Raw genomic sequence first — 21,933 nt, 5'->3', positions numbered from 1 at the left:
ACCCGTCGCGCGGGGGCGCAACCCCCTATTTCAGCTTTGTGACCGTTCCGCACGATGATTGGCGGCGAACCGCGTCGATTGCCTGAATTTCCGTGGGGTCTTTCAGCAGGATGCGGATCAGCGCGATGCCATGATCCTGATTCGTGCGGACGACCTCGGCGCCTTTGGGCACCGCCTGCCCCGCGCGTGCGACGACGATTCGAAACGGCTTGCCGCCTGCCTCGACATCGTTGCGCACAAAAATCACATCGGTCGCGGCATCGAAAATGCTGAGCGAGGAGTAGCGGCCGGGAACGGGCACGACATCAATCGCGACCGGCCCGTCGGACAGATTATAGGGGCAGCTCGAATAGGCGAGGTCGGGGCTCGGTCGCACCACCGGCTGACGCTCGGGATTCGCGAGATTGCCATAGGACATCTGGTTGATACCGCCCTGCCCCAGCCGCTCGATCGCGACATTCATCAGGCCATAGGGAATCGCCCGGATCGCGGTGTAGGATGTGATTGCCGCGACGATCAGGCCAAAGGCGAGCGGGCCAAGCCAGTTGCGCATCTCAGCAGCCCTCCTTCACGATTTTCGGGAGCACCGCTTTCGCGGGGTCGGCGCGAAACGCCTTGCCGGGATTGTACATCCGCAAGGTCAGGTGAAAGGGCTGCCCTTTCGTCCCCGGCAGCCATGCACCTTCGGCGGGCTTGGCGGGCGCGATGGTGACGCGCCACGTCCCCTCGGCGTCGAGCGCGACATTCGCCCCGTTCACCGACCAGATATTCGCCGGATTGGCGACCAGATAGCCCGCCTCGTCATAGATGGTGACGCTCCACCAGCGCGCGTCGAGCGGCGCGCCCGACAGGCTGTAGCGGCAATTGCCGTCGAGCGGCGCGCCCGCCGCATCGGTCTTTGCCGACCAATAGACGGTTTCCTTCGCCGGAAGCGCGAGCAGCCCCGCGCGCGCCACGGCTGCGCGCGTGACCGGATCGGTCGCTTTGGTGCCAAAGCCGAGCGAGGTCGACCACGGGCCATTGACGATCGCCCCACCGCTGAGGCCGCCGCCGGTTATCGCCCATGCCGCACCGAGCCCCACCGCCAATCCGCCCACCAATGTGATCGTATAGCGGTGCCAGCTCTTCATGCGGTTTGCCCCCGGGTTATTTGCCCTGTTTCAGCGCAGCCTGAGCGGCCGCGAGCCGGGCGATGGGGACACGGTAGGGCGAGGCGCTGACATAGTCGAGGCCCGTCTTTTCGCAGAAATGGATGCTCGGCGCGTCGCCGCCATGCTCGCCGCAGATGCCGAGCTTGACGCTGGGCCGCGTCTTGCGTCCCCGATCCGCCGCGATCTCGATAAGCTGGCCCACGCCCTCGACATCGAGGCTGACGAACGGGTCGGTCAGGAAAATGCCCTTGTCGACATATTGCGTCAGGAAGCGGCCCGCATCGTCGCGGCTGATGCCGATCGTCGTCTGCGTTAGGTCATTGGTACCGAAGCTGAAGAATTCGGCAGTCTCGGCGATCTCGCCCGCCATCAGCGCGGCGCGCGGCAGTTCGATCATCGTGCCGACCAGATAGGCGATCTCGCGCCCCTTTTCGGCGAACACCGCCTTGGCTTGGGCGTCGACCACGGCCTTCATCAGGTCGAATTCGCGCCGCGTCGCGACGAGCGGGATCATCACCTCGGGAATCGGCGCGGCGCCGGTTTCGGCGGCGACGTCGCACGCCGCCTCGAAAATCGCGCGCGCCTGCATCTCGTAGATTTCGGGATAGGTCACGCCCAGACGGCAGCCGCGATGGCCGAGCATCGGGTTGAATTCGTGCAGTTCGTTCGCACGCGCCTTCAGCGCCTCGATGCCCACGCCCGCCGCGGCGGCGACGTCGGCGAAATCCTCTTCGCGCGTCGGCAGGAATTCGTGCAGCGGCGGATCGAGCAGACGGATGGTGACGGGTAGGCCCGCCATCACGCCGAAGATCGCGGCGAAATCGCCGCGCTGTTCGGGGAGCAGCTTGGCGAGCGCCGCGCGGCGGCCGTCCTCGCTATCGGCGAGGATCATCTCGCGCACCGCGGTGATCCGCGCGGCGTCGAAGAACATGTGTTCGGTGCGGCATAGTCCGATACCTTCTGCACCGAAGTCGCGCGCGACCTGCGCATCCTGCGGGGTTTCGGCGTTGGTGCGCACCTTCATGCGGCGGACCTTGTCGGCCCAGCCCATCAAAGTCCCGAAATCGCCGACCAGTTCGGGCAAAAGCGTCGGAACTTCGCCCGCCATCACCTCGCCGGTCGAGCCGTCGAGCGTCAGGATATCGCCCTCGCGCAGTTCGCGGCCCGCAACGCGCAGCACGCGCACATTGCCGTCGATGCTGAGCCCGCCCGCGCCCGAGACGCAGGGGCGCCCCATGCCGCGCGCAACGACCGCCGCATGGCTGGTCATCCCGCCGCGTGCGGTCAAAATGCCCTTGGCGGCGTGCATGCCGTGAATGTCCTCGGGCGAGGTTTCGACGCGAACGAGGATCACCGCCTCGCCCATCGCCGCCGCCTTCTCGGCACTGTCGGCATCGAACATGATCTTGCCCGATGCCGCGCCCGGGCTCGCGGGCAGCCCCTTGGTCAGCACGTCGCGCGGCGCCTTCGGGTCGAGCGTCGGGTGGAGGAGCTGGTCGAGCGCGCCCGGATCGACGCGGCCAACCGCCTCCTCTTCCGAAATCAGCCCCTCGGCGGCCATTTCGACCGCGATACGCAGCGCCGCCTTCGCGGTGCGCTTGCCCGAGCGGGTTTGCAGCATCCAGAGCGTCCCGCGTTCGACGGTGAACTCGATATCCTGCATGTCGCGATAGTGGGTTTCGAGCGTGTCGAAGACGCGGCCGAGCTCGGTGAAGGTCTCGGGCATCGCCTCTTCCATCGACGCCGGCTTGGCCCCCGCCTTTTCGCGCGCGATTTTCGTGAGATATTGCGGCGTGCGGATGCCCGCGACGACGTCCTCGCCCTGCGCGTTGATCAGCCATTCGCCGTACCAGGCGCGTTCGCCGGTCGCAGGATCGCGCGTGAACGCCACACCCGTCGCCGAGGTGTCGCCCATATTGCCGAACACCATCGCCTGCACATTGACCGCAGTGCCCCATTCGCCGGGGATCGAGTTCAGGCGGCGATAGACTTTCGCGCGGTCGCTTTCCCAGCTCGCGAACACGGCGCCGACCGCGCCCCACAGCTGGTCGTTCGGTTCCTGCGGAAAGGGCGCGCCGGTCTCGCGCTCGACGATCGCCTGATATTCCTTGACCAGCGCCTGCCAGTCTTCGGCGGACATTTCGGTGTCGAGGTAGAAGCCGCGGTCTTCCTTGGCGATTTCAAGCGCTTCCTCGAACTCGGCATGGTCGAGCCCCATCACGACGTCGGCGTACATCTGGACGAAACGGCGATAGCTGTCCCACGCGAAACGCGGATCGCCCGACGCTTCGGACAGGCCGACGACGGTCCTGTCGTTGAGCCCGAGGTTGAGGACGGTGTCCATCATGCCGGGCATCGACACGCGCGCGCCCGAACGGACCGAGACGAGCAAAGGATCGGCCGCATCGCCGAATGTCTTGCCGGTGATGCCCTCGATATGCGCGATGCCCGCGGCGACATCCTCGACCAGTCCGGCCGGGAATTGTTCGCCATTGGCATAATAAGCGGTGCAGACGTCGGTGGTGATCGTAAAGCCCGGCGGAACCGGCAGGCCGATCGAGGCCATTTCGGCGAGGTTCGAACCCTTGCCGCCCAGCAATTCCTTCGAACGCTCGGCCGTCGTGGCCGCGCCGCCGAACAAATGCACCATCTTCGTCATCATATGCTCCTGCTGCCCCGGGGAGGAGGTTGCGGCTGGATAGGGTGGAGAATTGTTATCGTCGATTCAGTTTTACTTCGTTCGCTGTAAAGCTGCCGTAGCGTCAGCCCTCGATCTTCGAGAAATCGGCGACGCCATGCACCGCGCCGGTAAAGCGCGACAGCAGGCCGAGGCGATAGGCGCGAACCGCTTCGTCGGGGTCGTTGACCATCACGCCATCGAAAAAGGCATCGATCGGCGCGCGCAACGACGCAAGCGCAGACATCGCATCGGTGAAGCGCTCATCGACGACTGCGGCAGAGGCCTCGGGTTCAGCGGTACGCAGCGCAGCGAGCAACGCGGCATCGGCGTCAGTTGGCGGCGTCGCGGCAGCGGCACCGCTTACCTCGCCCGCCTGCTTCAGGATATTCGCTGCGCGTTTGTAGCCCGCGAGCAGATTGGTGCCGTCCTCGGTCGCCATAAACGCCTGCAACGGCTGCACGCGCGCGAGCAGACGGACGAGATCATCCTCGCCGCCGAGCGCGAACACCGCGTCGATCAGATCATGACGGACGCCGGCTTCGCGCTGCTGGACCTTGAGGCGGTCGGCGAAGAAAGCCAGAAACTCCCTTTCCGATTGGCGATATTCATCGCGGACCTCATTAGCGCGCATCTCGCCATATCGTTTCATCTCATCCGGATTCACGGTCCGATGAGCACGGTCTTCCATGAATTCAAACATGCTCTCGGCCGCTGCCCCTTGCATCTGCGCGAACAATTCTAGGGAATTGAAATAGCCCTCTTCGATCGCCCGTTTTGCATTAGGCACTTCAGAGTTGTCCAAACGCAAATTAAGCCGGGCTGGAAGGAAGGTAGCACGATAGGGCGCCTGAAGAGGAATTCGAAGGCGATTGCAATTTGCCAACGACAGGATGCCAATAGCAGCGCGGCGAAGCGCGTAAGGGTCTTTCGATCCAGTAGGCTTTTCGTCGATCGCAAAGAAGGCGGCAACCGTATCTAGCTTATCCGCCAACGCCACAGCCACCGTCACCGGTGCCGTCGGGACGTCATCGCCCTGCCCGACCGGCTTGTAATGATCGCGGATCGCGTCGGCGACCGCGTCGGGCAGGCCTTCGGCGCGGGCGTAATAGCCGCCCATCAGGCCCTGCAGTTCGGGAAATTCGCCGACCATTTCGGTGACGAGATCGGCTTTCGCCAGCTCCGCCGCCTGCCGCGCGAGCGCGGGGTCGCAGTTGGGGACGATGCCTTCGCTCGCGAGCCATTCGGCTAGCTTTGCGACGCGTTCGACCTTGTCGGCGACGGTGCCGAGCTTTTCGTGGAAGGTGATGTTGCCGAGCTTTTCGGCATGCTGCGCCAGCGTCTTCTTCTGGTCCTGTTCCCAGAAGAAGCGCGCGTCCGACAGCCGCGCCGCCAGCACCTTGCGGTTGCCCGCGACGATCTCCGCGCCGCCGTCCTTCGCATCGATATTCGCGGTGCAGACGAAGCCGTTCGCAAGCTTGCCGTCGGCGCCGTTCACGACGAAATATTTCTGGTTCACGCGCGCGGTGAGCTGGATGACCTCGGGCGGGACTTCGAGAAAGGCTTCGTCGAAGCGGCCGAGCAAAGGCACCGGCCATTCGGTGAGCCCGGCATTCTCGATCACCAGCCCCTCGTCCTCGACGAGCGTCAGCCCGGCGTCGGCCGCAGCTTTTGCGGCGCCGTCGCGCACGATCGCCTGCCGTTCCTCATGGTCGACGATGACGTGGCACGCGCGCAGCTTTTCGGCATAGTCCGATGCCGACCCGATGGTGATCTCGCCCGGGCAGTGGAAGCGATGGCCGCGCGTCGCGAAGCCGCTCTCGACGCCGCCGATTTCGCACGGCACCAGCTCTTCACCGAAGATTGCTACGATGCCCGACAGCGGGCGGACCCAGCGCAGGCTTTCGCTGCTCGCGCTTTCCTTGCCCCAGCGCATCGACTTGGGCCAGGCAAAGCCGCGGATGATCGCGGGGATCGCCTCGGCGAGCACTTCGGCTGTTGCGCGGCCGGGCTTGTCGATCACCGCGAAATAGACGCCGTCGCGATCCTCAAGCTGATCCTGCGTCAAGCCTGTCTTGCGAAGGAACCCTTCGAGCGCCTGCGGCGGCGCACTGCTGCGCGGACCTTTCAGCTCTTCGCTGACCGCGTCGGTCGCCTCAGGCAGCCCCTTCGCGATCAGCGCCAGTCGGCGCGGGGTCGACCAGATGGTGAGCTCGCCCGCTTCGAGCCCCGAAGCGCCCAGTTGCGCGCGGAACAGCTTTTCCAGCTCGGCGCGCGCGCCGGCCTGCATCCGCGCCGGGATTTCCTCGCTGCGCAGTTCGAGAAGAAAATCGGTCACAGCGTCCACCCCGGATATTTTGCGGTCCAGTTTTCGGACTGGCTGTCGATCCACGCCTTGCAGCTGCCCTTCGCGAGGTCGCGCACGCGGGCCATATAATTGGCGCGCTCCTGCACGCTGATCACGCCGCGCGCCTGCAAGAGGTTGAAGAGATGGCTCGCCTCGATCGCCTGGTCATAGGCCGCGAGCGGGACGTTCGCCGCGATGGCGCGCTTGCACTCTTCCTCGGCGGCCTTGAAGCCGGCGAACAAGGTGTCGGTGTCGGCGACCTCGAAATTCCATTTCGAGAACTGGCGCTCATTCTCGAGGAACACGTCGCCATAGCTCACCGCCGCAACGTCCCCGACCGCGTCGGAAAAGCGCAGGTCGTACACATTGTCGACATTCTGGATATACATGGCGAGCCGTTCGAGCCCGTAGGTCAGCTCGCCCGCGACGGGTTTGCAGTCGAAACCGCCCATCTGCTGGAAATAGGTGAACTGGGTGACTTCCATCCCGTCGCACCAGACTTCCCAGCCCAGCCCCCACGCGCCGAGCGTCGGCGATTCCCAGTCGTCCTCGACGAAACGGATGTCGTGGAGCAGCGGATCGATGCCGATTGCCGCAAGGCTGCCGAGATATTGTTCCTGCAGGTCGGCGGGCGACGGCTTCAGGATGACCTGATATTGGTAATAATGCTGCAGCCGGTTCGGGTTCTCGCCATAGCGGCCATCCGTCGGACGGCGGCTCGGCTGGACATAGGCGACGTTCCACGGCTCGGGACCGAGGCTGCGCAGCGTTGTCGCGGGGTGGAACGTCCCCGCCCCCACACGCATGTCATAGGGCTGCAAAATGGCGCAGCCGCGTGCGCTCCAATAGTTATGAAGCGTCAGGATCATGTCCTGAAAGCTGAGTGGTGTCTTGTCCGCCCCGTCGGCCACGGCCGCAATTCCTTCGCAGGTGCAAAAATCGCCGCCGCATTGGCCCAGCGGCGGCGCATGGTCAAGGCTCCGCGCCGCTCGCCATGGCGCGAAAACGCGCGCCCTAGTCAGGTCTCCAAAACTTTTTGTCAGGTCTTGTTGACATAGTCAGCGAATCGCGACATATAGTCATGCATACCTGACATAAAGACAGGCAAACATGATGACCCCTAATCCAAGGAGACTAGATATGATCACCCGCACGTTCATCCTCGCCCTCTCGCTTGCCACCGCCGCGATGCCGGCCATCGCCGCCGAAACCGAAAGCACGACCGCGACGGTCCGGGTCGACGACCTCGACCTGACGAAGGCCGGCGATCGCGACCGGCTCGATCGCCGCATCAACAACGCGGCGCGGCGCGCGTGCCGGCCAGATCGCCGCGGCGCCGCCGAAAGCGTAAGCCAGACGGCCTGCATCGCCACCGCGCTGGCCGACGCCGAACGCCAGGCCGGTCGGGCGATCGCCCGCGCGCAGGGCGGAACGCAGCTCGCGCTGTTGATGGTCGAGACCGCACGCTGACCCGCGGGATCGCCATTATGGTTTCGCTCCGGCCGGCCTCCCCGGTGCGGCCGACGACCTGGGCTGGAGCGTCCTCGATCAGGGCGGCGCTCCAGTTCTTGTCCCGCCACCGCCCGTTCGAGCCTTTTTCGCGAAACCGGTCGTTCCGGATCGGCGCAGATAAAAAGCTCCCCTCCCGCGACATTTCGATGTCTATGGGAGGCGAGAACCATGTGGTGACAAAGCTGGCGAGGCGCCAATGAACAACAAACTGAAAGTGCTGCGCGCGATGCGAAACTGGAGCCAGGCCGAACTCGGCGACCGGCTCGACGTTTCGCGGCAGGCGGTGAACGCGATCGAAACGGGGAAATATGACCCGTCGCTGCCGCTCGCCTTCAAGCTGGCGCGGCTGTTCGAAATGCCGATCGAAGAGATTTTCGACGATGGCCATGAGGGACAAGATGATGACAAATGATGTTGCCCGCCCAAGTGCCGCCGCGTTGATCGGCTGGCCGCTCGCGATCATCTTCGGATCGACGATGCTGCTTGGCGGTTTTGCAGGCTATAATCAGGCGACGATCGATAATGGCGGTGCGCCGCTGCCGGCGTGGGTCGGCCCGCTCGCCGCCCTCGCTTTCGGCATCTGTGCCTTTGCCGTCTATCTTCGACGCTATGCGGAGACTTGGCGGCAATGGTCGCCGCGCAAGCGCCGATATTGGCTCGCGATCGGCTTTTCCGCGGTGATCGGCGGAATCGTCGGCGGCTGGATGGTGGCGGACCAGCCCGATGCCAGCGGTCCGGTCACGGCGATGACCAGCGGCGCGCTCAGCCCCGGCTTTGCAATCGGCGCGTCGCTGCTCTGGATCGGCGGTCTCGCGATCGCCATGGCCCTGTACCATCGTTCGGTCGACGATCATGAGGAGCGCGCCTGGCTGTGGGCGTGTGTTGCCGGCTGGTACGCCTTCGTCTTCCCTGCCCCGGCCTGGTGGGTGCTGCATCGCGCCTCGTTGGTGCCGCCGGTCGACATCATGACGCTGTTTGCTTTCTCGCTGATCGTGAACGCTGTCGTGTGGCTGTGGCTCAAATATCGCTGAGCGAAACCCCCTTTTCCTTCCGTCAATTCTCCGGCCATAAGAGCCGATAATGAAAGGCATTTCCCCATGAAGAACTGGTTCAAGATTCTTGCCGCGACCTGCGCCGTCATTCCTTTTGCGCAGTGCGCCGTCATCCCCGGCAGCGATGTCGCCACCGCTGCCGAACCCGCCGCGGCAGCGACCGCCGCGCCGACGACCGATGCCGACCCCGCGCTGTGGGTGGTGAAGGATGCGGATACCACCATCTATCTCTTCGGCACCGTCCATGTGCTGAAGCCCGGGCTCGGCTGGTTCGACGAGGCGGTGAAGACGGCCTTCGACAAATCCGATCAGCTGATGCTCGAAGTCGTCCTCCCCGAAGATCAATCGGAAATGGTGAGCACGATGATGCCGCTGGCGATCGACCAGAGCGGCAAGACGCTGTCGTCGCGGCTCGATGCCGACCAGCTCAAGGCCTATCAGGCCGCACTGGCCAGCGTCGGAATTGCACCGGCCCAGTTCGACATGTTCGAACCCTGGTTCCCGGCGATCACCCTGTCGGTCCTGCCGCTGACCAAGCTGGGTTACGACCCCGAACAGGGCGCGGAAAAGCAGCTCACCGGCTTTGCGAAAAAGGCGGGCAAGCCCATCGCCGGCCTCGAAACGCTGACCGAACAGCTCGGCTTTTTCGATACGCTGCCCGAAACGCAGCAGGTCGCCTTCCTCAATTCGGTCGTCCGCGACCTCGACAAGCTCGGACCGCAGCTCGACAAGATGGTGGTGCTGTGGGCGAAGGGCGATCCCGACGGGCTGGCGACGGCGATGAACGAAAGCATGGCGGCAACGCCCGAACTCGCCAAGACGCTGCTGTGGGACCGCAACGCACGCTGGGCCGACCAGCTCAAGGCGCGGATGGATCAGCCGGGTACCGTGTTCGTCGCGGTCGGCGCCGGCCATCTCGCCGGCGAACATAGCGTCCAGGATTATCTGAAAGCGCGCGGGCTGACGGCGAAACGGGTCAAATATTGACGCGCGAAAAGCCTCTCGCCGGACTTTGGGGTCGCCGCCTTGCGGCGGCCCTGTTGCCGTTGCTGCTCGCCGCATGCGGCGGCGCCGAACCGGGGCCACAGGCGCGCCCGGCGTTATGGCTGGTCGAGGATAGCGACACGCGCATCTATATCCTCGGCACGATGCACGCGCTGCCGCAGGGGACCGACTGGAGCGGCGGCGAGGTCGCCAAAGCGATCGACGCGGCCGACGAACTGGTGATGGAACTGTCGCCCGCCGAACTCGCGGCGGCAGGCGGCGTATTCCAGCAACTCGCGCCGCGCGAAAGCCCGCTCGCCATCGAAAGTCGGCTACAGGGCAAGGCACTGGTCGGCTATCGCACGATCGAGAAGAGTGGGCGCAGTTTCAGCGCCGAAGGGCTCGACGACTGGGCGGTGATGGTCCTGATGGGGCAACGCATCGCGCAGAACGCCGGCCTGTCGCCCACCGATGGCGTCGAAGCCGGGCTGACTGCGCGATTCGAGGCCGCAAAAAAGCCGATCGGCGGCCTCGAGACCGCGCGCGCGCAACTGATGCTGTTCGAAACGCTCGATCCCGCGGCACAGCGTACGCTTTTGACCCGCGCGGCCGAAGAAGCCGATACGGCGGTAAAAGACGTCGGCGCCTTGACCGCCGCATGGGGCCGCGGCGACGTCGCCGCGCTCGAAAAGGTGGTCAACGAAGACATCGACAGCGTTCCCGCGGCGCGCAAGGCGATCATCACCGACCGCAACCGGCACTGGAGCGCATGGACGAAACGGCGCATGGAGCAGCCCGGCACGGTGCTGATGGCGGTTGGCGCCGGCCATCTCGTCAGCACCGACGGTATGCCGGCGATGCTCGAGGCGGAAGGACTGAAAGTGAAGCGCGTGCAATAGCGTGCGCGACGCTTGCCTTTCTGCCGCTTCCCCGCTATGCGCCCGCGCTTCCGTCATGGTCATCCCTGGAGGCGTGGCGGAACTGTGTAACTGTTTCTCGGAGAAATATCATGAGCGATCAGCTGACGCTGACGGCCGAGACGCGCGAACGCGGAGGCAAGGGAGCCTCGCGTGACCTGCGTCGTAATGGCCGCGTTCCCGCCGTTGTCTATGGCGGCAAAGAAGAACCCTTGATGATCCACGTCGAAGAAAAGCTGCTGATGAAGCAGCTGATGACGGGTCACTTCATGAACTCGGTCGTGATGATCGAAGTCGGCGGCAAGACCATCCGCACGCTGCCGAAGGACGTCTCCTTCCACCCGGTCAAGGATCGCCCGATCCACGCCGACTTCCTGCGCATCGCCAAGGGCGCGACCGTCCAGGTCGCGGTGCCCGTCTCGTTCCAGAACGAAGAAGCCTCGCCGGGCCTGAAGCGCGGCGGCGTGCTGAATATCGTTCGCCACGAGCTGGAACTCGTTTGCGACGCGGACAAGATCCCCGACGAGATCGCAATCGACGTGACCGGCTTCGATGTCGGCGATTCGATCCACATCAGCAACGTCACCCTGCCCAAGGGCGTCGAAAGCGCGATCACCGATCGCGACTTCACCATCGCCACCATCGTCGCCCCGTCGGCGCTCAAGTCGAGCGACGGCGACACGACGAAGGATGATGGCGAAGCTGCCGAAGGCGGCGACGAAGCCTAAGCATTTCGGACCGCCCCTCCCCATGCGGGAGGGGCGTTTCCGCCAGACCCGGGAAAGGCACTTTCATGCAGCTCTGGGTCGGCCTCGGAAATCCCGGGCCCCAATATGCGATGCACCGTCACAATGTCGGCTTCATGGCCGCCGACGTCATCGCCGATGTCTATGGCTTCCCGGCACCCGCGAAGAAATTTCAGGGCTGGGTCCAGGAAGGCCGCATCGGGTCGCAGCGCATCCTGCTGCTCAAACCTGGCACCTTCATGAACGAAAGCGGCCGCAGCGTGCGCGCCGCGCTTGATTTCTACAAATTGACGGCAGAAGACGTCACCGTCTTTTACGACGAGCTCGATCTCGCCCCGATGCAGATCAAGGTGAAACGCGGGGGCGGCGCCGCAGGCCATAATGGCATCCGGTCGATGATCCAGCATATCGGCGAGGATTTCCGCCGCGTGCGCATCGGCATCGGCCATCCGGGGCAAAAGGACCGCGTCACGGGTCATGTCCTCGGCAATTACCACAAGAGCGAAATGGAGCCGCTGATCGACCTGCTCGGCGCCATCGCTGCCGAAGCAAAATGGCTCGCCGACGGCGACGATGTACGCTTCCAGAGCGATCTGGCGCTGCGTCTGAACGGCTAGGCCGCCGTAGCTCCATCCGGTTTTGGCCGGTTACCGACGTTTGAATTCTCGTCGCCCTGAACTTGTTTCAGGGACGATGACGCCCGCCGTGCCTTGCGTAAATCAGCTGTGCAGGAAGTGCATCACGTCGCCGTCATGGACCACATAAGCCTTGCCTTCGGCGCGCAGCTTGCCCGCTTCGCGCGCCTTGGCTTCGCCGCCCAAGGTGACATAATCGTCATAGGCGATCGTTTCGGCGCGGATGAAGCCCTTCTGGAAATCGCTGTGGATCTCGCCCGCAGCCTCGGGTGCCGTGGCGCCGGTGTGGACGGTCCAGGCGCGCGCTTCCTGCGGACCGACGGTGAAGAAGGTGATCAGGTGGAGCAGCTCGTAACCGGCGCGGATGACGCGCGCGAGGCCGGTTTCGTGGAGCCCCATCTCTTCGAGGAACTCGAGCCGGTCGGCCATGTCCATCGTTACCAGTTCGCTCTCGATCGCCGCCGAGACGACCACCGCCTGCGCGCCCTCGGCCGCGGCCTTGGCGAAGACCTTTTCGGAGAAGGCGTTGCCGTTCGCGGCGCTGCCTTCGTCGACGTTGCAGACATAAAGCACGGGCTTCGAGGTCAGGAGCTGCGCGGTGCGGAGCACGCGGGCTTCCTCGTCGTCCTTGGGTTCGACGAGCCGTGCGGGCTTGCCTTCGCGGAGCAGGTCGAGCGCCTGCCCCAGCACCGATGCCGCGATTTTTGCTTCCTTGTCGCCCTGCGCGGCCTTTTTGGCAAAGGCGGGAACACGCTTTTCGAGGCTTTCGAGGTCGGCGAGCAGCAGCTCGGTCTCGACCGTCTCGGCGTCGGCTACGGGGTCGACCTTGTTCTCGACATGCTGGATGTCGTCATCCTCGAAGCAGCGCAGGACATGGACGATCGCGTCGACTTCGCGGATGTTCCCGAGGAACTGGTTGCCGAGCCCTTCGCCCTTCGACGCGCCGCGCACGAGGCCGGCGATGTCGACGAAGGCGAGCTGGGTCGCGATGATCTTCTTGCTGCTCGCAATCGCGGCGAGCTTTTCCAGCCGCGCGTCGGGCACAGCGACATTGCCGATGTTGGGCTCGATCGTGCAGAAGGGGTAATTGGCCGCCTGCGCCGCCGCGGTTTCGGTCAGCGCGTTGAACAGGGTGGACTTGCCGACATTGGGCAGGCCGACGATCCCGCATTTGAAACCCATAAAAACTCCGTGAGATTCGGCGCGCGATCGAGCGCGGCGCCACTGTTGCAGCGCCCCCTAGCGCCAAGTCGTGTTCGACGCCAGTCTTTGCCGTTGCGCGCGGTTCAGACTTACGGCTTTATCGCGCCAGCATGACGCCTCGCTTTCTTCTCGCCGCCGCAGTCCTCCTGTCGTTCGGCGCGACCGCCGCGATCGCTGCGCCCGACCGGTTCGAGGAAGGCGTTTTCGTCGAACTCAACCGCTTTCGCAGCGATCCCGCGGCCTATGCCGAATATCTGCGCGACTATCGCCCGCGGTTCGAGGGCAAGCTCCTCGTCGGCGACGACGACAGCGAAATCGACATCATGACGCACGAGGGCGTCGCCGCCGTCGACGAGGCGATCCGCGACCTGCGCCGCGAAACGCCGCTCGTCGAACTCGAATGGAGCGATGCGCTGGCGCGCGCGGCGGCCGACCATGTCGCGGTCCAGTCGCGCTCGGGCGCGGTCGGTCATTATACAAGGGGAAGCGGCCCCGGCGAACGGATGAAGGCGCGCGGGGGCGGACCCTATGTCAACGAAGTCATCACCTATGGCCATCACACGCCTGTCGGCGTCATCGACCAGCTGCTGATCGACGATGGCGTCCCCGGCCGCGGGCATCGCCACAGCCTGCTCCGCGTGACGCACCGCTATGCCGGCATCGCATGCGGCCGGCATCCGGTCCACCGGACGATGTGCGTGACGCTGATGTCGCAGACGCGCGACGGTTCGCCGCCTCCGCCGCCGCAGCGAAAAGCGCGCTGACCCAAGGGCTTGCCAGCTGTGTTGTCATGACATAGCAGTTGCTGGTCTTGATATCGGGGAGATGGTGATGCGGCGCGCGAAACTGCTCTGGACCCTGCCGCTCCTGATGACGGCGACGCCTGTTGCGGCCAAACCGCTGCCGGACACCGCCGCGATCACGAAAACCGCGCAAAAGGCCATGTCCGCGACCGGTGCGCGCGGCCTTGCCATCGCGACGATCGACAAGGGAAAGGTCGTGTCGGTCCAGACCTTCGGCGACCGCAATGCAAAAGGCGACCCGCTGACGCCGCAGACGATCATGTATGGTGCGTCGCTGACCAAGGCGGTGTTCGCCTATTCGGTGCTCCGCCTCGTCGACGAAGGCAAGGTCGATCTCGACCGGCCGATCGCCGCGATGCTGGCGAAGCCGCTTCCCGACTATGGCAATCTCGACGCCTATGGCAATTGGGGCGACCTTGCCGGCGACGAACGCTGGCAGAAGATCACGCCGCGCATGGTTCTGGGCCACAGCACCGGCTTTGCCAATTTCCATTTCCTCGAACCCGACGGCAAGTTGCGCATCCATTTCGACCCGGGAAGCCGGTACAGCTATTCGGGCGAAGGGATCATGTTGCTGCAGTTCGGTCTCGACAAGGGGCTTGGTATCGATACGGGCCAAGCCGTCCAGCGGCTGGTCTTCGATCCACTGAACATGCCGAAAACCAGCCTGGTGTGGCGGTCGGATTTCGCGGAAAATTTCGCCGATGGCTGGACGCTCGACGGCAGCGTCGAGGCGCATGACGAGCGCGGCCGCGTCCGCATGGCGGGGTCGATGGACACGACCATCACCGACCTTGCCAATTTCGCGGCGGCGCTCGTTTCGGGAAGAGGCCTTTCGAAGGCATCGCGCGCCGAACTGCTGCGCCCGGCGCTGCCGATCCGGTCGCGCTCGCAGTTCCCGGTGCTGGCGGGCGATGCGCCACCTGCGGAGCAGCCCGTAAAGACGGCCTCGTCGGTCGGCCTGATCACCTTCGCCGGCCCACAGGGACGCGCCTTTTTCCGCGGCGGGCACAATGATTCGACCGGCAATACGCTCGTCTGCCTCGAAAAGGGCGAACGCTGCGTGCTGATCATGTCGAACGACGTCCGTGCCGAGGCGGCGTTTCCGATGATCGTGCGCGAGATATTGGGCGAAACCGGGACGCCCTGGCGCTGGATCTTCGGCGATATGAAATTCGTCTGAGGCGGCCGCCCGCTCCGATGGGGAGCGGGCGGCGCGCGCATCAGTTGCCGACCGGCTGGCTGTCGGTCCGGCGCACCACGATCGTCGACGAGCGCGGCTGTTCGCCCGCAACCGGCCAGTTGCCCGTCGGATGCTGGATGTTGACGAAGAAGGTCTTGAGATCGGGCGTATAGGCAAGCCCCGTGATCTCGCAGCCCTTCGGGCCGACGAGGAAGCGCTTCGACTGCTTGCTCGTCTGGTCGACATAGAACATCGCATTATGACCAAAGGCCTGGTCGATCGTCGTTCCGGGGACGCCCGAATTGCCCGGGACGCTATGGTCGGTCTGCACCCACATGCGTCCCTGCGGATCGATGCGAAGTCCGTCGGGGCTGGAGAAGGTGTCGCCGTTGATATTGCCGACGAGGTTGCTGCCGCCCGCCGAAAGCGACGGGTCGCCTGCAGTCAGGAAGATTTCCCAGCTGAACTTGGTCGCCAGCGGCGAATCGCCTTCTTCACGGAACTTGATGATGTGCCCGTGCAGGTTGGTGACGCGCGGGTTCGCCGGGTCGGTCACGCGGCGGCCGCTGTTGTTGGTCAGCGTGCAATAGACCGCCTTGTTGTCGGGCGCGACGGTCAGCCATTCGGGACGGTCCATCACGGTGCCGCCGGCGACGCGTGCCGCCGACGCGCATTTGATGAGTACATCGGCCTGATTGTTGAAATCGACGGTCGTCGGGGTCGGCGGGGTCGTGCTCTGGCTGACATTGCCCGGATCCGAAGCGCCTGCGGTCAGGCCGTTCTGGCCGACGACGAGCGCACGCCATTCGCCCGTCCCGTCGCCGTTGAAGCGCGCGACATAGAGCGTACCATAGTCGAGCAGGTCGGTGTTCGCGGCGCGATTGCTGTTGCTCCACGCGCGATCGGGAACGAATTTATAAATGCAGCCCGGCGTCGAATCGTCCCCCATGTAAAAGGCAACGCGGCGGTCGCTGTTCGACATGAAGGCGACGTTTTCGTGGCTAAACCGGCCCATCGCGGTGCGCTTCGTCGGCTGCGCCAGCTCGCGCAGCGGGTCGATCTCGACCACCCAGCCATAGTTGGTCGCAGGCTGCGTCGGGTCGAGATAATTGTCGGTGGTTTCCTCGCAGGTCAGATAGGTATCCCACGGCGTCCGGCCGCTCGAGCAATTGTTGAGCATGCCCTTGATCGAACCCGAGAGCAGGCCTGCGGCGGGACCGCCGGCGCGATAGCTGCTGTTGCCCGTATAACGGCGGTTATAGGTCGATCCCGCCTTGACCGCCCATTTGCCGTCGGTGCCCTTGGCAATCTCGACGACGCCGATGCCGACCGCCGACAGCGCGATCGCCTTCTGGTCGGCGGTCGCGGTCGCCGCGTTATAGCTGCCCGCCATCAGGATGTTGAAATCGGGATATTCGTAATTCATCGCCAGCAGGCCGCCGGCATTGGCATCGACGCCGGGCAGCGTGAAATATTCCATCCCGTCATGATTGCCGCCCGCCCATTTTTCGGCGACGTCGGGGCTCGCGGGGAAGCTGCCCGAATAGGGCGTACCCGTTTCGACCGAATCGCCGGCCTTCAGCAGCACGTCGACGGTATAGCCGGCGGGGACGGTGATCTTGTCGTCCTGGTTGGCCGCGACAGCCGCGAAAGTCACGGCATAGCTCGTCGGCGTGGGTGTGGGAGTCGGCGTGGGGGTGGGTGTCGGAGTCGGCAAGGTCACGCTGGGGTCGCCGCTGGTGTCGTCGCACGCGGCGAGCGCCATTGCGGGCAGAACCGACAGGCCGAACAGGCCGCCGCGCAGGAGCGAGCGGCGCGAGGGGTTTTCGGCGACGATGGCTTCGAGGCTGTCGGGGCCCGGCAGAACGTCGGTTTCGCCGCGATAAGGCGCGCGGGCTTCGTCGGTAAGATGTGACATGCAGTTCCCCTGTTTTCGGTTGGGTCCCGGACTGGATGTCCGGGTGAGGCGGCGCACCGATTGCAGAGGGAGGTGTCAGCGCGATGGCTGCACCAAGTCAGGAAAACAGGATTCTTGTGACGCTCTTGTTGCAGCGGCCGTCCGCTCAGCCGTGCACGGCCCTGACCGATGGACCGAGCGGTAAATTCCCGAGCCATGCCGGGGCACCCGAACGGTTTTGGGGAGCGAGCAGCCGGTCCGCTAAATATTCCGATAGGGCATCACGCCTCGAACGCGGCCAATATTGGGCATGGCCCCTTGTCGCTCGCCGCGCACAGGTCAGCGAGGCGGGCGAGCGCGGCGCGGGTTTCGGTCATCTGTGCGATCTTTTTGTCGAGCATATCGATCCGCTGGCGCGCGAGAGTGCGCACGCGAACGCGGTCGTCGCTCGCTTCCAGCGCGAGCAGTTCGGAAATCTCGTCGAGCGTGAAACCCGACGCCTGCGCCGAGCGGATGAATTTCAGCCGCCGAAGGTCGTTCGCATCATAGCGGCGGATACCGCCGCCCCAGCCGTCGCCGCCGCTGCGCGCCGGTGTGCCCATCAGCCCGCGGCGCTGGTAATAGCGTATCGTTTCGACCCCGACCTCGCCCGCCGCGGCCAATTTGCCGATCGTCCATTGCATTGCTTGACTCCGTACCATGGTACGGACGCTATATGGGGTGCATGACAAAACAGGCAACACTCCATCGCATGGTCATGCCCGGGCACACCTGCCCCTATGGCCTCAAGGCAAAACATCTGCTCGAAAGCCGCGGTTTCGCGGTCGACGACCGCTGGCTCACGACACGCGAGGAAACCGATGCGTTCAAGGCCGAGCATGGCGTCAAGACGACGCCGCAGACCTTTATCGACGGCGTCCGGATCGGCGGATATGACGATCTCCGCCGCCATTTCGGGCTGAAGGTCGCCGATCCCGACGCCACCAGCTACATCCCCGTGATAGCACTTTTCGCGATGACCGCGCTGATGGCGCTCGCCACCAGTTTCTCGGTCTATGGCGATCCCTTCACCCTTCGCGCCGCCGAATGGTTCATCTCGTTCAGCATGATCGTCCTCGCGCTCTTGAAGCTGCAGGACGTCGACAAATTCGCCACGATGTTCCTCAACTACGACCTGCTCGCCAAACGCTGGGTGCCCTATGCGAGCATCTATCCCTTTGCCGAAGGACTCGCCGGCGTGTTGATGACCGCGCATGCGTTCGACTGGCTGTCGATCCCGCTCGCGCTGTTCATCGGCAGCATCGGCGCGGTGTCGGTGTTCAAGGCGGTCTATGTCGACAAGCGCGACATCAAATGCGCGTGCGTCGGCGGCAGCAGCAAGGTGCCGCTGGGCTTCGTCTCGCTGACCGAAAATGTGATGATGGTCGCGATGGCGCTGTGGATGGCGCGCATGTGGTTCTGACCGCAGCCCGCATAGGAGCGGGCGCCCTCCCTCCCCCTGCCCGCGCCGCACCGGTGCCGGAGACGCACTCCGGCACCGGCGCTCGGGCGAGCGAACCGGTTGTTACCCCGCCTTCGGGTCGTCCTCCGAATTGTCTCGTGGCGCCTCGGGCGCTTCCCATTCGGAAGCTTCGAGCGCCGGCTTGCGGCGGAACAGGCCGCCGATCGCGTTACGGAACATGGCAAAGATCGCGATGAGCCCGATGAAGATGAACTTGCCGAATTTGGCCAGCACCGCGAGCAGTCCCACCTTCTTCGCCACCGCCGCTGCGCCCCCGGCGGCGACCAGCCCGGCAAGCCCATATTCGGCCTTTTTGTCGGTCGCCGCGTTGAAGTCGGCATAGCGCGCGCCGCTGCGGAATGTGCCGACGCTGGCGAAAGTCTTCGCGGCTTCGCGCACTTCGTCGAGCTGGCTCATGCTTGCGAGGATGTTCATGCTGAGCACGCCCTCGCGCCCGAGCAGGCGGATGTCGTAATTCAGCGAATCCTCGGGCATGTCGTCGAACTTGATATCGCGCGCCCAGACGAGCGAATGCTTGCCCGCATCATAGGTCGGCGGTTGCGCCCAGCGCTGGAGGATACCGGCCGGATAGCCCTGTGCGCGAATGTCGGGCGCCTGCGCCTCGTCGCTCGCGCGCATATCGGCGAGCATCTGGTTGTAGTCGATCGTCTTGGCGTCGTCGTCGGAGACATAGCCCGTCGCCTCGAACGTAATCACCGCCGACCAGGTATCATCGACAAAGCTTTTGCCTTTTGGAAAGACCATGCCCAGCACCCCATTCGCCGACGCTGGCGGGTTGCGCCAGATGTCGACCAGGATGGTGCGCGACTGTTCAGGCCCGACGAAATAATAATTGTCGCCGAGTAGCAGATCGGCCTTGGCGGCCTGGATCGGGATCGTCCCGGTCTGGCGGTCGAGCGACGACAGCAGCTTTTCGGTCGCGGCGCGTTGCCGGGCGGCGACATCATCCGGCGCCAAAGCGGCCGCGGGCGATCCCGCAGCGGCCTGAACGGCAGACGACGGAACGGCGATCGACAGCGCGGCGCCGATCGCCAATGCGCTGCCCCAATTGGACATTTTCATAACTTCCCCCCGATTTTTCCCCATGCAATCTGTTTCAGAATCGGCGGAGGGTGGCAAGGCGGAATCGGCATCGCCACGCATGGGCATCGGGGCCGGGCTGGGCTATGCCGCTGGCGCTGAGTCGCAATATCCTGCCCGTCGGAGCCGCCATGTTCAATCGTCGCCACTTCCTTGCCGGGGCCACCCTCGCCGGTCTTGCCGCCCCCGCGATCCTGCGCGCCGAGGGCGGCATCTTTCGGGAGTTTCCGTTCAGCCTCGGCGTCGCGGCGGGCGATCCGGCAAGCGACGGCTTCGTCATCTGGACGCGGCTTGCCCCCGAACCGATGGAGCGCCACGGCGGGATGCCGCTGGCGAATTTCCCCGTCGACTGGGAGGTTTCGAGCGACAGCGGCTTTCGTGATATCGTCGCGAAGGGCACCGAACTCGCGCGGCCCGAACTTGCGCACAGTGTCCATGTCGAGGTCGCGGGGCTCCAGCCCGACCGGCCCTATTATTATCGCTTCACCGCGGGCGGCGAGCGCAGCCTGCGCGGCCGCGCGCGTACCCTGCCCGCCCCTGGCGCAAAAGCCGACGCGCTGAAATTCGGCGTCGCGGGATGCCAGCATTTCGAGGCGGGCTTTTTCGGCGCCTATCGCCATCTCGCGCGCGAAGACCTTGCCTTCGTCTATCATTATGGCGACTTCATCTACGAATATAGCGAGGAATATCTGTTCAACACCGGGCTGCCGACGCGCCCGGTGCGCAAGCACGCCTTTCGCGCGCTCGTCGACGTCAATGATTTCCGTACCGCCTATGCGCAGCAGCTCGGCGATATCGACCTGCAGGCGGCGCGCTCGGTCCACGCCTTCCTGTCGAGTTTCGACGACCACGAAATCCGCAACGACTGGGTTTCGGACATCGACAATTGGAAACTCGGGCTCGACGTCAATGACCCCGAAGCCGCCCCGCCCGAAGTCTTCATGCTCAAGAAGCAGGCGGCGATGCAGGCGTGGTACGAGCATATGCCGGTGCGCAGAGCGCTATTGCCGCGCGGTGGAATGGTCGCGATGAACCGCGAATTCCGCTGGGGCGATTTGATGGCGATGCAATTGCTCGACACGCGTCAGTATCGGAACGATCAGCCGTGCGACGATGGCTTCAAGCCCGCCTGTCCGGGCGTGTTCGACAAGAATGCGCAGGTCTTGGGCAAGGCGCAGGAAGAATGGCTCGGCCGCAATCTCGCCAAAGGCGGTGCGACGTGGAACGCCTTTGCGCAGCAGATCACGATGATGTCGCTCGATCGGCGGCGCAAGGCCGACGAACCGAAGAAGATCCTCAACCTCGACAGCTGGGCGGGGTATGAAGCGCCACGCGAGCGCATCTTGTCGCGCATGGCGAGGCTCAAGAACAATGTCGTGCTGACCGGCGACGAGCATCAGAATTTCTGCGGCGACCTTGTCCTCAAGGACAAGGTTGTCGGCGCCGAATTCGTCGCAACTTCGATCTCGTCGGGCGGCGACGGCAGCGACAAGCGCAACGGCACCGACGTGTTCCTCGGCCAGAACCCCGAACTCAAATTCGCGAACGACCAGCGCGGCTATGTCGTGTGCGACGTCAACCGCGACGCATGGCAGACGCATTTCATGGTCGTCGACAAGGTCACGACGCCGGTGAACACGCTGTCGAAGCGCGCGACGGGGGTCGTCGACCGCGACGTCGCCGGGATCAAGATGGCCTAGCGCAGCACCGCCATCGCGTGGATCGACGCGGCAGGCGCGTTGACGATCTGGAGCTGATAGCGGCCCGGCGTCACGTCAAATTCGACCATCTTGCGGATGCCAGAGCAGGCGGGGCCATGACCGTGCACGACCGATTTCTGGGCCGCGCCGTCGCGGACCAGATCGATCCACGCGCCAGCATCGAGCGCGACGATCAGCCGCCCTGCTTTCTTGACCTCGATCGGGATCATGCCGCCGAATTTATGGACGTCGGGCTTGCGTTCGGGGGCAACCCCATAGCGCAGGCTTTCGAACCGATGCAGCGGGAGCGCCGTCCGCGCGGCGCCCAGCGACGACCAGTCGGCGCCGAGATCGTCGCCAAAGGCGTAAATGGTCTTGCTCGACGCATCGCGTGACCAGTCGGCGAGTTCGGGCGGCAGGACCGGCGCGGCCGGGCAGGCCGCGGCCGGCGTCTCCGCCGGCGCGGCAAAAACCGCCGCAGGCGACAAAATTGCCAAAAAAATCGCGACAATCCGAAGCTTCAT

Annotated in this window: 21 protein-coding genes; 11 read left to right on the top strand and 10 right to left on the bottom strand. The window is 64.6% G+C overall.

Features of this window, described 5'->3' with window-relative positions:
* Positions 1–25: 25 nt before the first annotated feature.
* The 5 genes from VGU00_RS08135 to VGU00_RS08115 form a co-directional block, all read right to left on the bottom strand.
* The gene (locus VGU00_RS08135; protein ID WP_327467285.1) at positions 26–553 is read right to left on the bottom strand and encodes a DUF1254 domain-containing protein; all 528 of its coding nucleotides are present in this window, start codon (positions 551–553) and stop codon (positions 26–28) included.
* 1 nt (position 554) lies between these two features.
* Positions 555–1,130 carry a DUF1214 domain-containing protein gene (locus VGU00_RS08130; protein ID WP_327467283.1) on the bottom strand — a complete coding sequence of 192 codons (576 nt, stop codon included), beginning with the start codon at positions 1,128–1,130 and terminating at the stop codon, positions 555–557.
* 16 nt (positions 1,131–1,146) lie between these two features.
* On the bottom strand, positions 1,147–3,810 hold the full coding sequence (gene ppdK, locus VGU00_RS08125) for a pyruvate, phosphate dikinase (RefSeq protein WP_327467468.1): 2,664 nt from the start codon (positions 3,808–3,810) through the stop codon (positions 1,147–1,149).
* A 103-nt stretch (positions 3,811–3,913) separates the two neighbouring features.
* A complete protein-coding gene (gene glyS / locus VGU00_RS08120) occupies positions 3,914–6,166 on the bottom strand; it encodes a glycine--tRNA ligase subunit beta (RefSeq protein WP_327467281.1) in 2,253 nt (750 codons plus the stop codon).
* Positions 6,163–7,044, bottom strand: coding sequence for a glycine--tRNA ligase subunit alpha (locus VGU00_RS08115; protein WP_327467466.1), 882 nt, complete (start codon positions 7,042–7,044; stop codon positions 6,163–6,165). The genes glyS and VGU00_RS08115 overlap by 4 nt, the downstream gene beginning before the upstream one ends.
* 271 nt (positions 7,045–7,315) lie before the next feature.
* On the opposite strand from VGU00_RS08115, the gene VGU00_RS08110 reads away from it, so the two are divergent.
* The 7 genes from VGU00_RS08110 to pth all read left to right on the top strand — a co-directional run bounded on the left by VGU00_RS08110 (position 7,316) and on the right by pth (position 12,003).
* On the top strand, positions 7,316–7,645 hold the full coding sequence (locus VGU00_RS08110; RefSeq protein ID WP_327467279.1) for a UrcA family protein: 330 nt from the start codon (positions 7,316–7,318) through the stop codon (positions 7,643–7,645).
* A 238-nt stretch (positions 7,646–7,883) separates the two neighbouring features.
* Complete coding sequence (locus tag VGU00_RS08105) at positions 7,884–8,099, top strand: helix-turn-helix transcriptional regulator (protein WP_327467277.1); 216 nt, start codon at positions 7,884–7,886, stop codon at positions 8,097–8,099.
* Positions 8,086–8,718 (top strand): hypothetical protein, encoded by a 633-nt coding sequence (locus VGU00_RS08100; protein ID WP_327467275.1) that lies wholly within the window; start codon positions 8,086–8,088, stop codon positions 8,716–8,718. The genes VGU00_RS08105 and VGU00_RS08100 overlap by 14 nt, the downstream gene beginning before the upstream one ends.
* A 66-nt stretch (positions 8,719–8,784) precedes the next feature.
* Positions 8,785–9,726 carry a TraB/GumN family protein gene (locus VGU00_RS08095; RefSeq protein WP_327467273.1) on the top strand — a complete coding sequence of 314 codons (942 nt, stop codon included), beginning with the start codon at positions 8,785–8,787 and terminating at the stop codon, positions 9,724–9,726.
* A gap of 53 nt (positions 9,727–9,779) precedes the next feature.
* Positions 9,780–10,622, top strand: coding sequence for a TraB/GumN family protein (locus tag VGU00_RS08090; protein ID WP_327467271.1), 843 nt, complete (start codon positions 9,780–9,782; stop codon positions 10,620–10,622).
* Between the two features lie 110 nt (positions 10,623–10,732).
* A complete protein-coding gene (locus VGU00_RS08085) occupies positions 10,733–11,368 on the top strand; it encodes a 50S ribosomal protein L25/general stress protein Ctc (RefSeq protein WP_327467269.1) in 636 nt (211 codons plus the stop codon).
* A gap of 65 nt (positions 11,369–11,433) precedes the next feature.
* On the top strand, positions 11,434–12,003 hold the full coding sequence (gene pth / locus VGU00_RS08080) for an aminoacyl-tRNA hydrolase (RefSeq protein WP_327467267.1): 570 nt from the start codon (positions 11,434–11,436) through the stop codon (positions 12,001–12,003).
* Positions 12,004–12,105: 102 nt separating this feature from the next.
* Here the strand turns inward: pth and ychF are convergent, their stop codons facing one another.
* Positions 12,106–13,203, bottom strand: coding sequence for a redox-regulated ATPase YchF (gene ychF, locus VGU00_RS08075; RefSeq protein WP_058803924.1), 1,098 nt, complete (start codon positions 13,201–13,203; stop codon positions 12,106–12,108).
* Positions 13,204–13,334: 131 nt separating this feature from the next.
* On the opposite strand from ychF, the gene VGU00_RS08070 reads away from it, so the two are divergent.
* Both VGU00_RS08070 and VGU00_RS08065 read left to right on the top strand, forming a co-directional pair.
* Positions 13,335–13,988 (top strand): CAP domain-containing protein, encoded by a 654-nt coding sequence (locus VGU00_RS08070; protein WP_327467265.1) that lies wholly within the window; start codon positions 13,335–13,337, stop codon positions 13,986–13,988.
* Between the two features lie 67 nt (positions 13,989–14,055).
* Entirely contained in the window at positions 14,056–15,210 is a 1,155-nt protein-coding gene (locus tag VGU00_RS08065) for a serine hydrolase domain-containing protein (RefSeq protein WP_327467262.1), read from the top strand.
* 40 nt (positions 15,211–15,250) lie between these two features.
* On the opposite strand, the gene VGU00_RS08060 is transcribed toward VGU00_RS08065, so the two are convergent.
* Together VGU00_RS08060 and VGU00_RS08055 are read right to left on the bottom strand one after the other, a co-directional pair.
* Positions 15,251–17,128, bottom strand: coding sequence for a PhoX family phosphatase (locus tag VGU00_RS08060; RefSeq protein ID WP_327467260.1), 1,878 nt, complete (start codon positions 17,126–17,128; stop codon positions 15,251–15,253).
* Between the two features lie 260 nt (positions 17,129–17,388).
* Positions 17,389–17,790: a MerR family DNA-binding protein gene (locus VGU00_RS08055; RefSeq protein ID WP_327467258.1), complete on the bottom strand. Its 402-nt coding sequence runs from the start codon at positions 17,788–17,790 to the stop codon at positions 17,389–17,391.
* A 32-nt stretch (positions 17,791–17,822) separates the two neighbouring features.
* Here VGU00_RS08055 and VGU00_RS08050 point away from each other — a divergent pair, with 32 nt between their 5' ends.
* On the top strand, positions 17,823–18,569 hold the full coding sequence (locus VGU00_RS08050; RefSeq protein WP_414713512.1) for a MauE/DoxX family redox-associated membrane protein: 747 nt from the start codon (positions 17,823–17,825) through the stop codon (positions 18,567–18,569).
* A 102-nt stretch (positions 18,570–18,671) separates the two neighbouring features.
* Here VGU00_RS08050 and VGU00_RS08045 read toward each other — a convergent pair whose 3' ends face one another.
* Entirely contained in the window at positions 18,672–19,685 is a 1,014-nt protein-coding gene (locus VGU00_RS08045; protein WP_327467254.1) for a DUF2167 domain-containing protein, read from the bottom strand.
* A gap of 155 nt (positions 19,686–19,840) precedes the next feature.
* On the opposite strand from VGU00_RS08045, the gene VGU00_RS08040 reads away from it, so the two are divergent.
* Positions 19,841–21,409, top strand: coding sequence for an alkaline phosphatase D family protein (locus tag VGU00_RS08040; protein ID WP_327467252.1), 1,569 nt, complete (start codon positions 19,841–19,843; stop codon positions 21,407–21,409).
* Here the strand turns inward: VGU00_RS08040 and VGU00_RS08035 are convergent.
* Positions 21,406–21,933 carry a hypothetical protein gene (locus VGU00_RS08035; RefSeq protein ID WP_327467250.1) on the bottom strand — a complete coding sequence of 176 codons (528 nt, stop codon included), beginning with the start codon at positions 21,931–21,933 and terminating at the stop codon, positions 21,406–21,408. The genes VGU00_RS08040 and VGU00_RS08035 overlap by 4 nt on opposite strands.

Origin of the sequence: Sphingopyxis sp. (assembly GCF_035944815.1) — a bacterium.
Lineage (GTDB): Bacteria > Pseudomonadota > Alphaproteobacteria > Sphingomonadales > Sphingomonadaceae > Sphingopyxis.
Note: the sequence above shows the minus strand (reverse complement) of the source record. Positions and strands in the feature narration are given on the sequence as shown.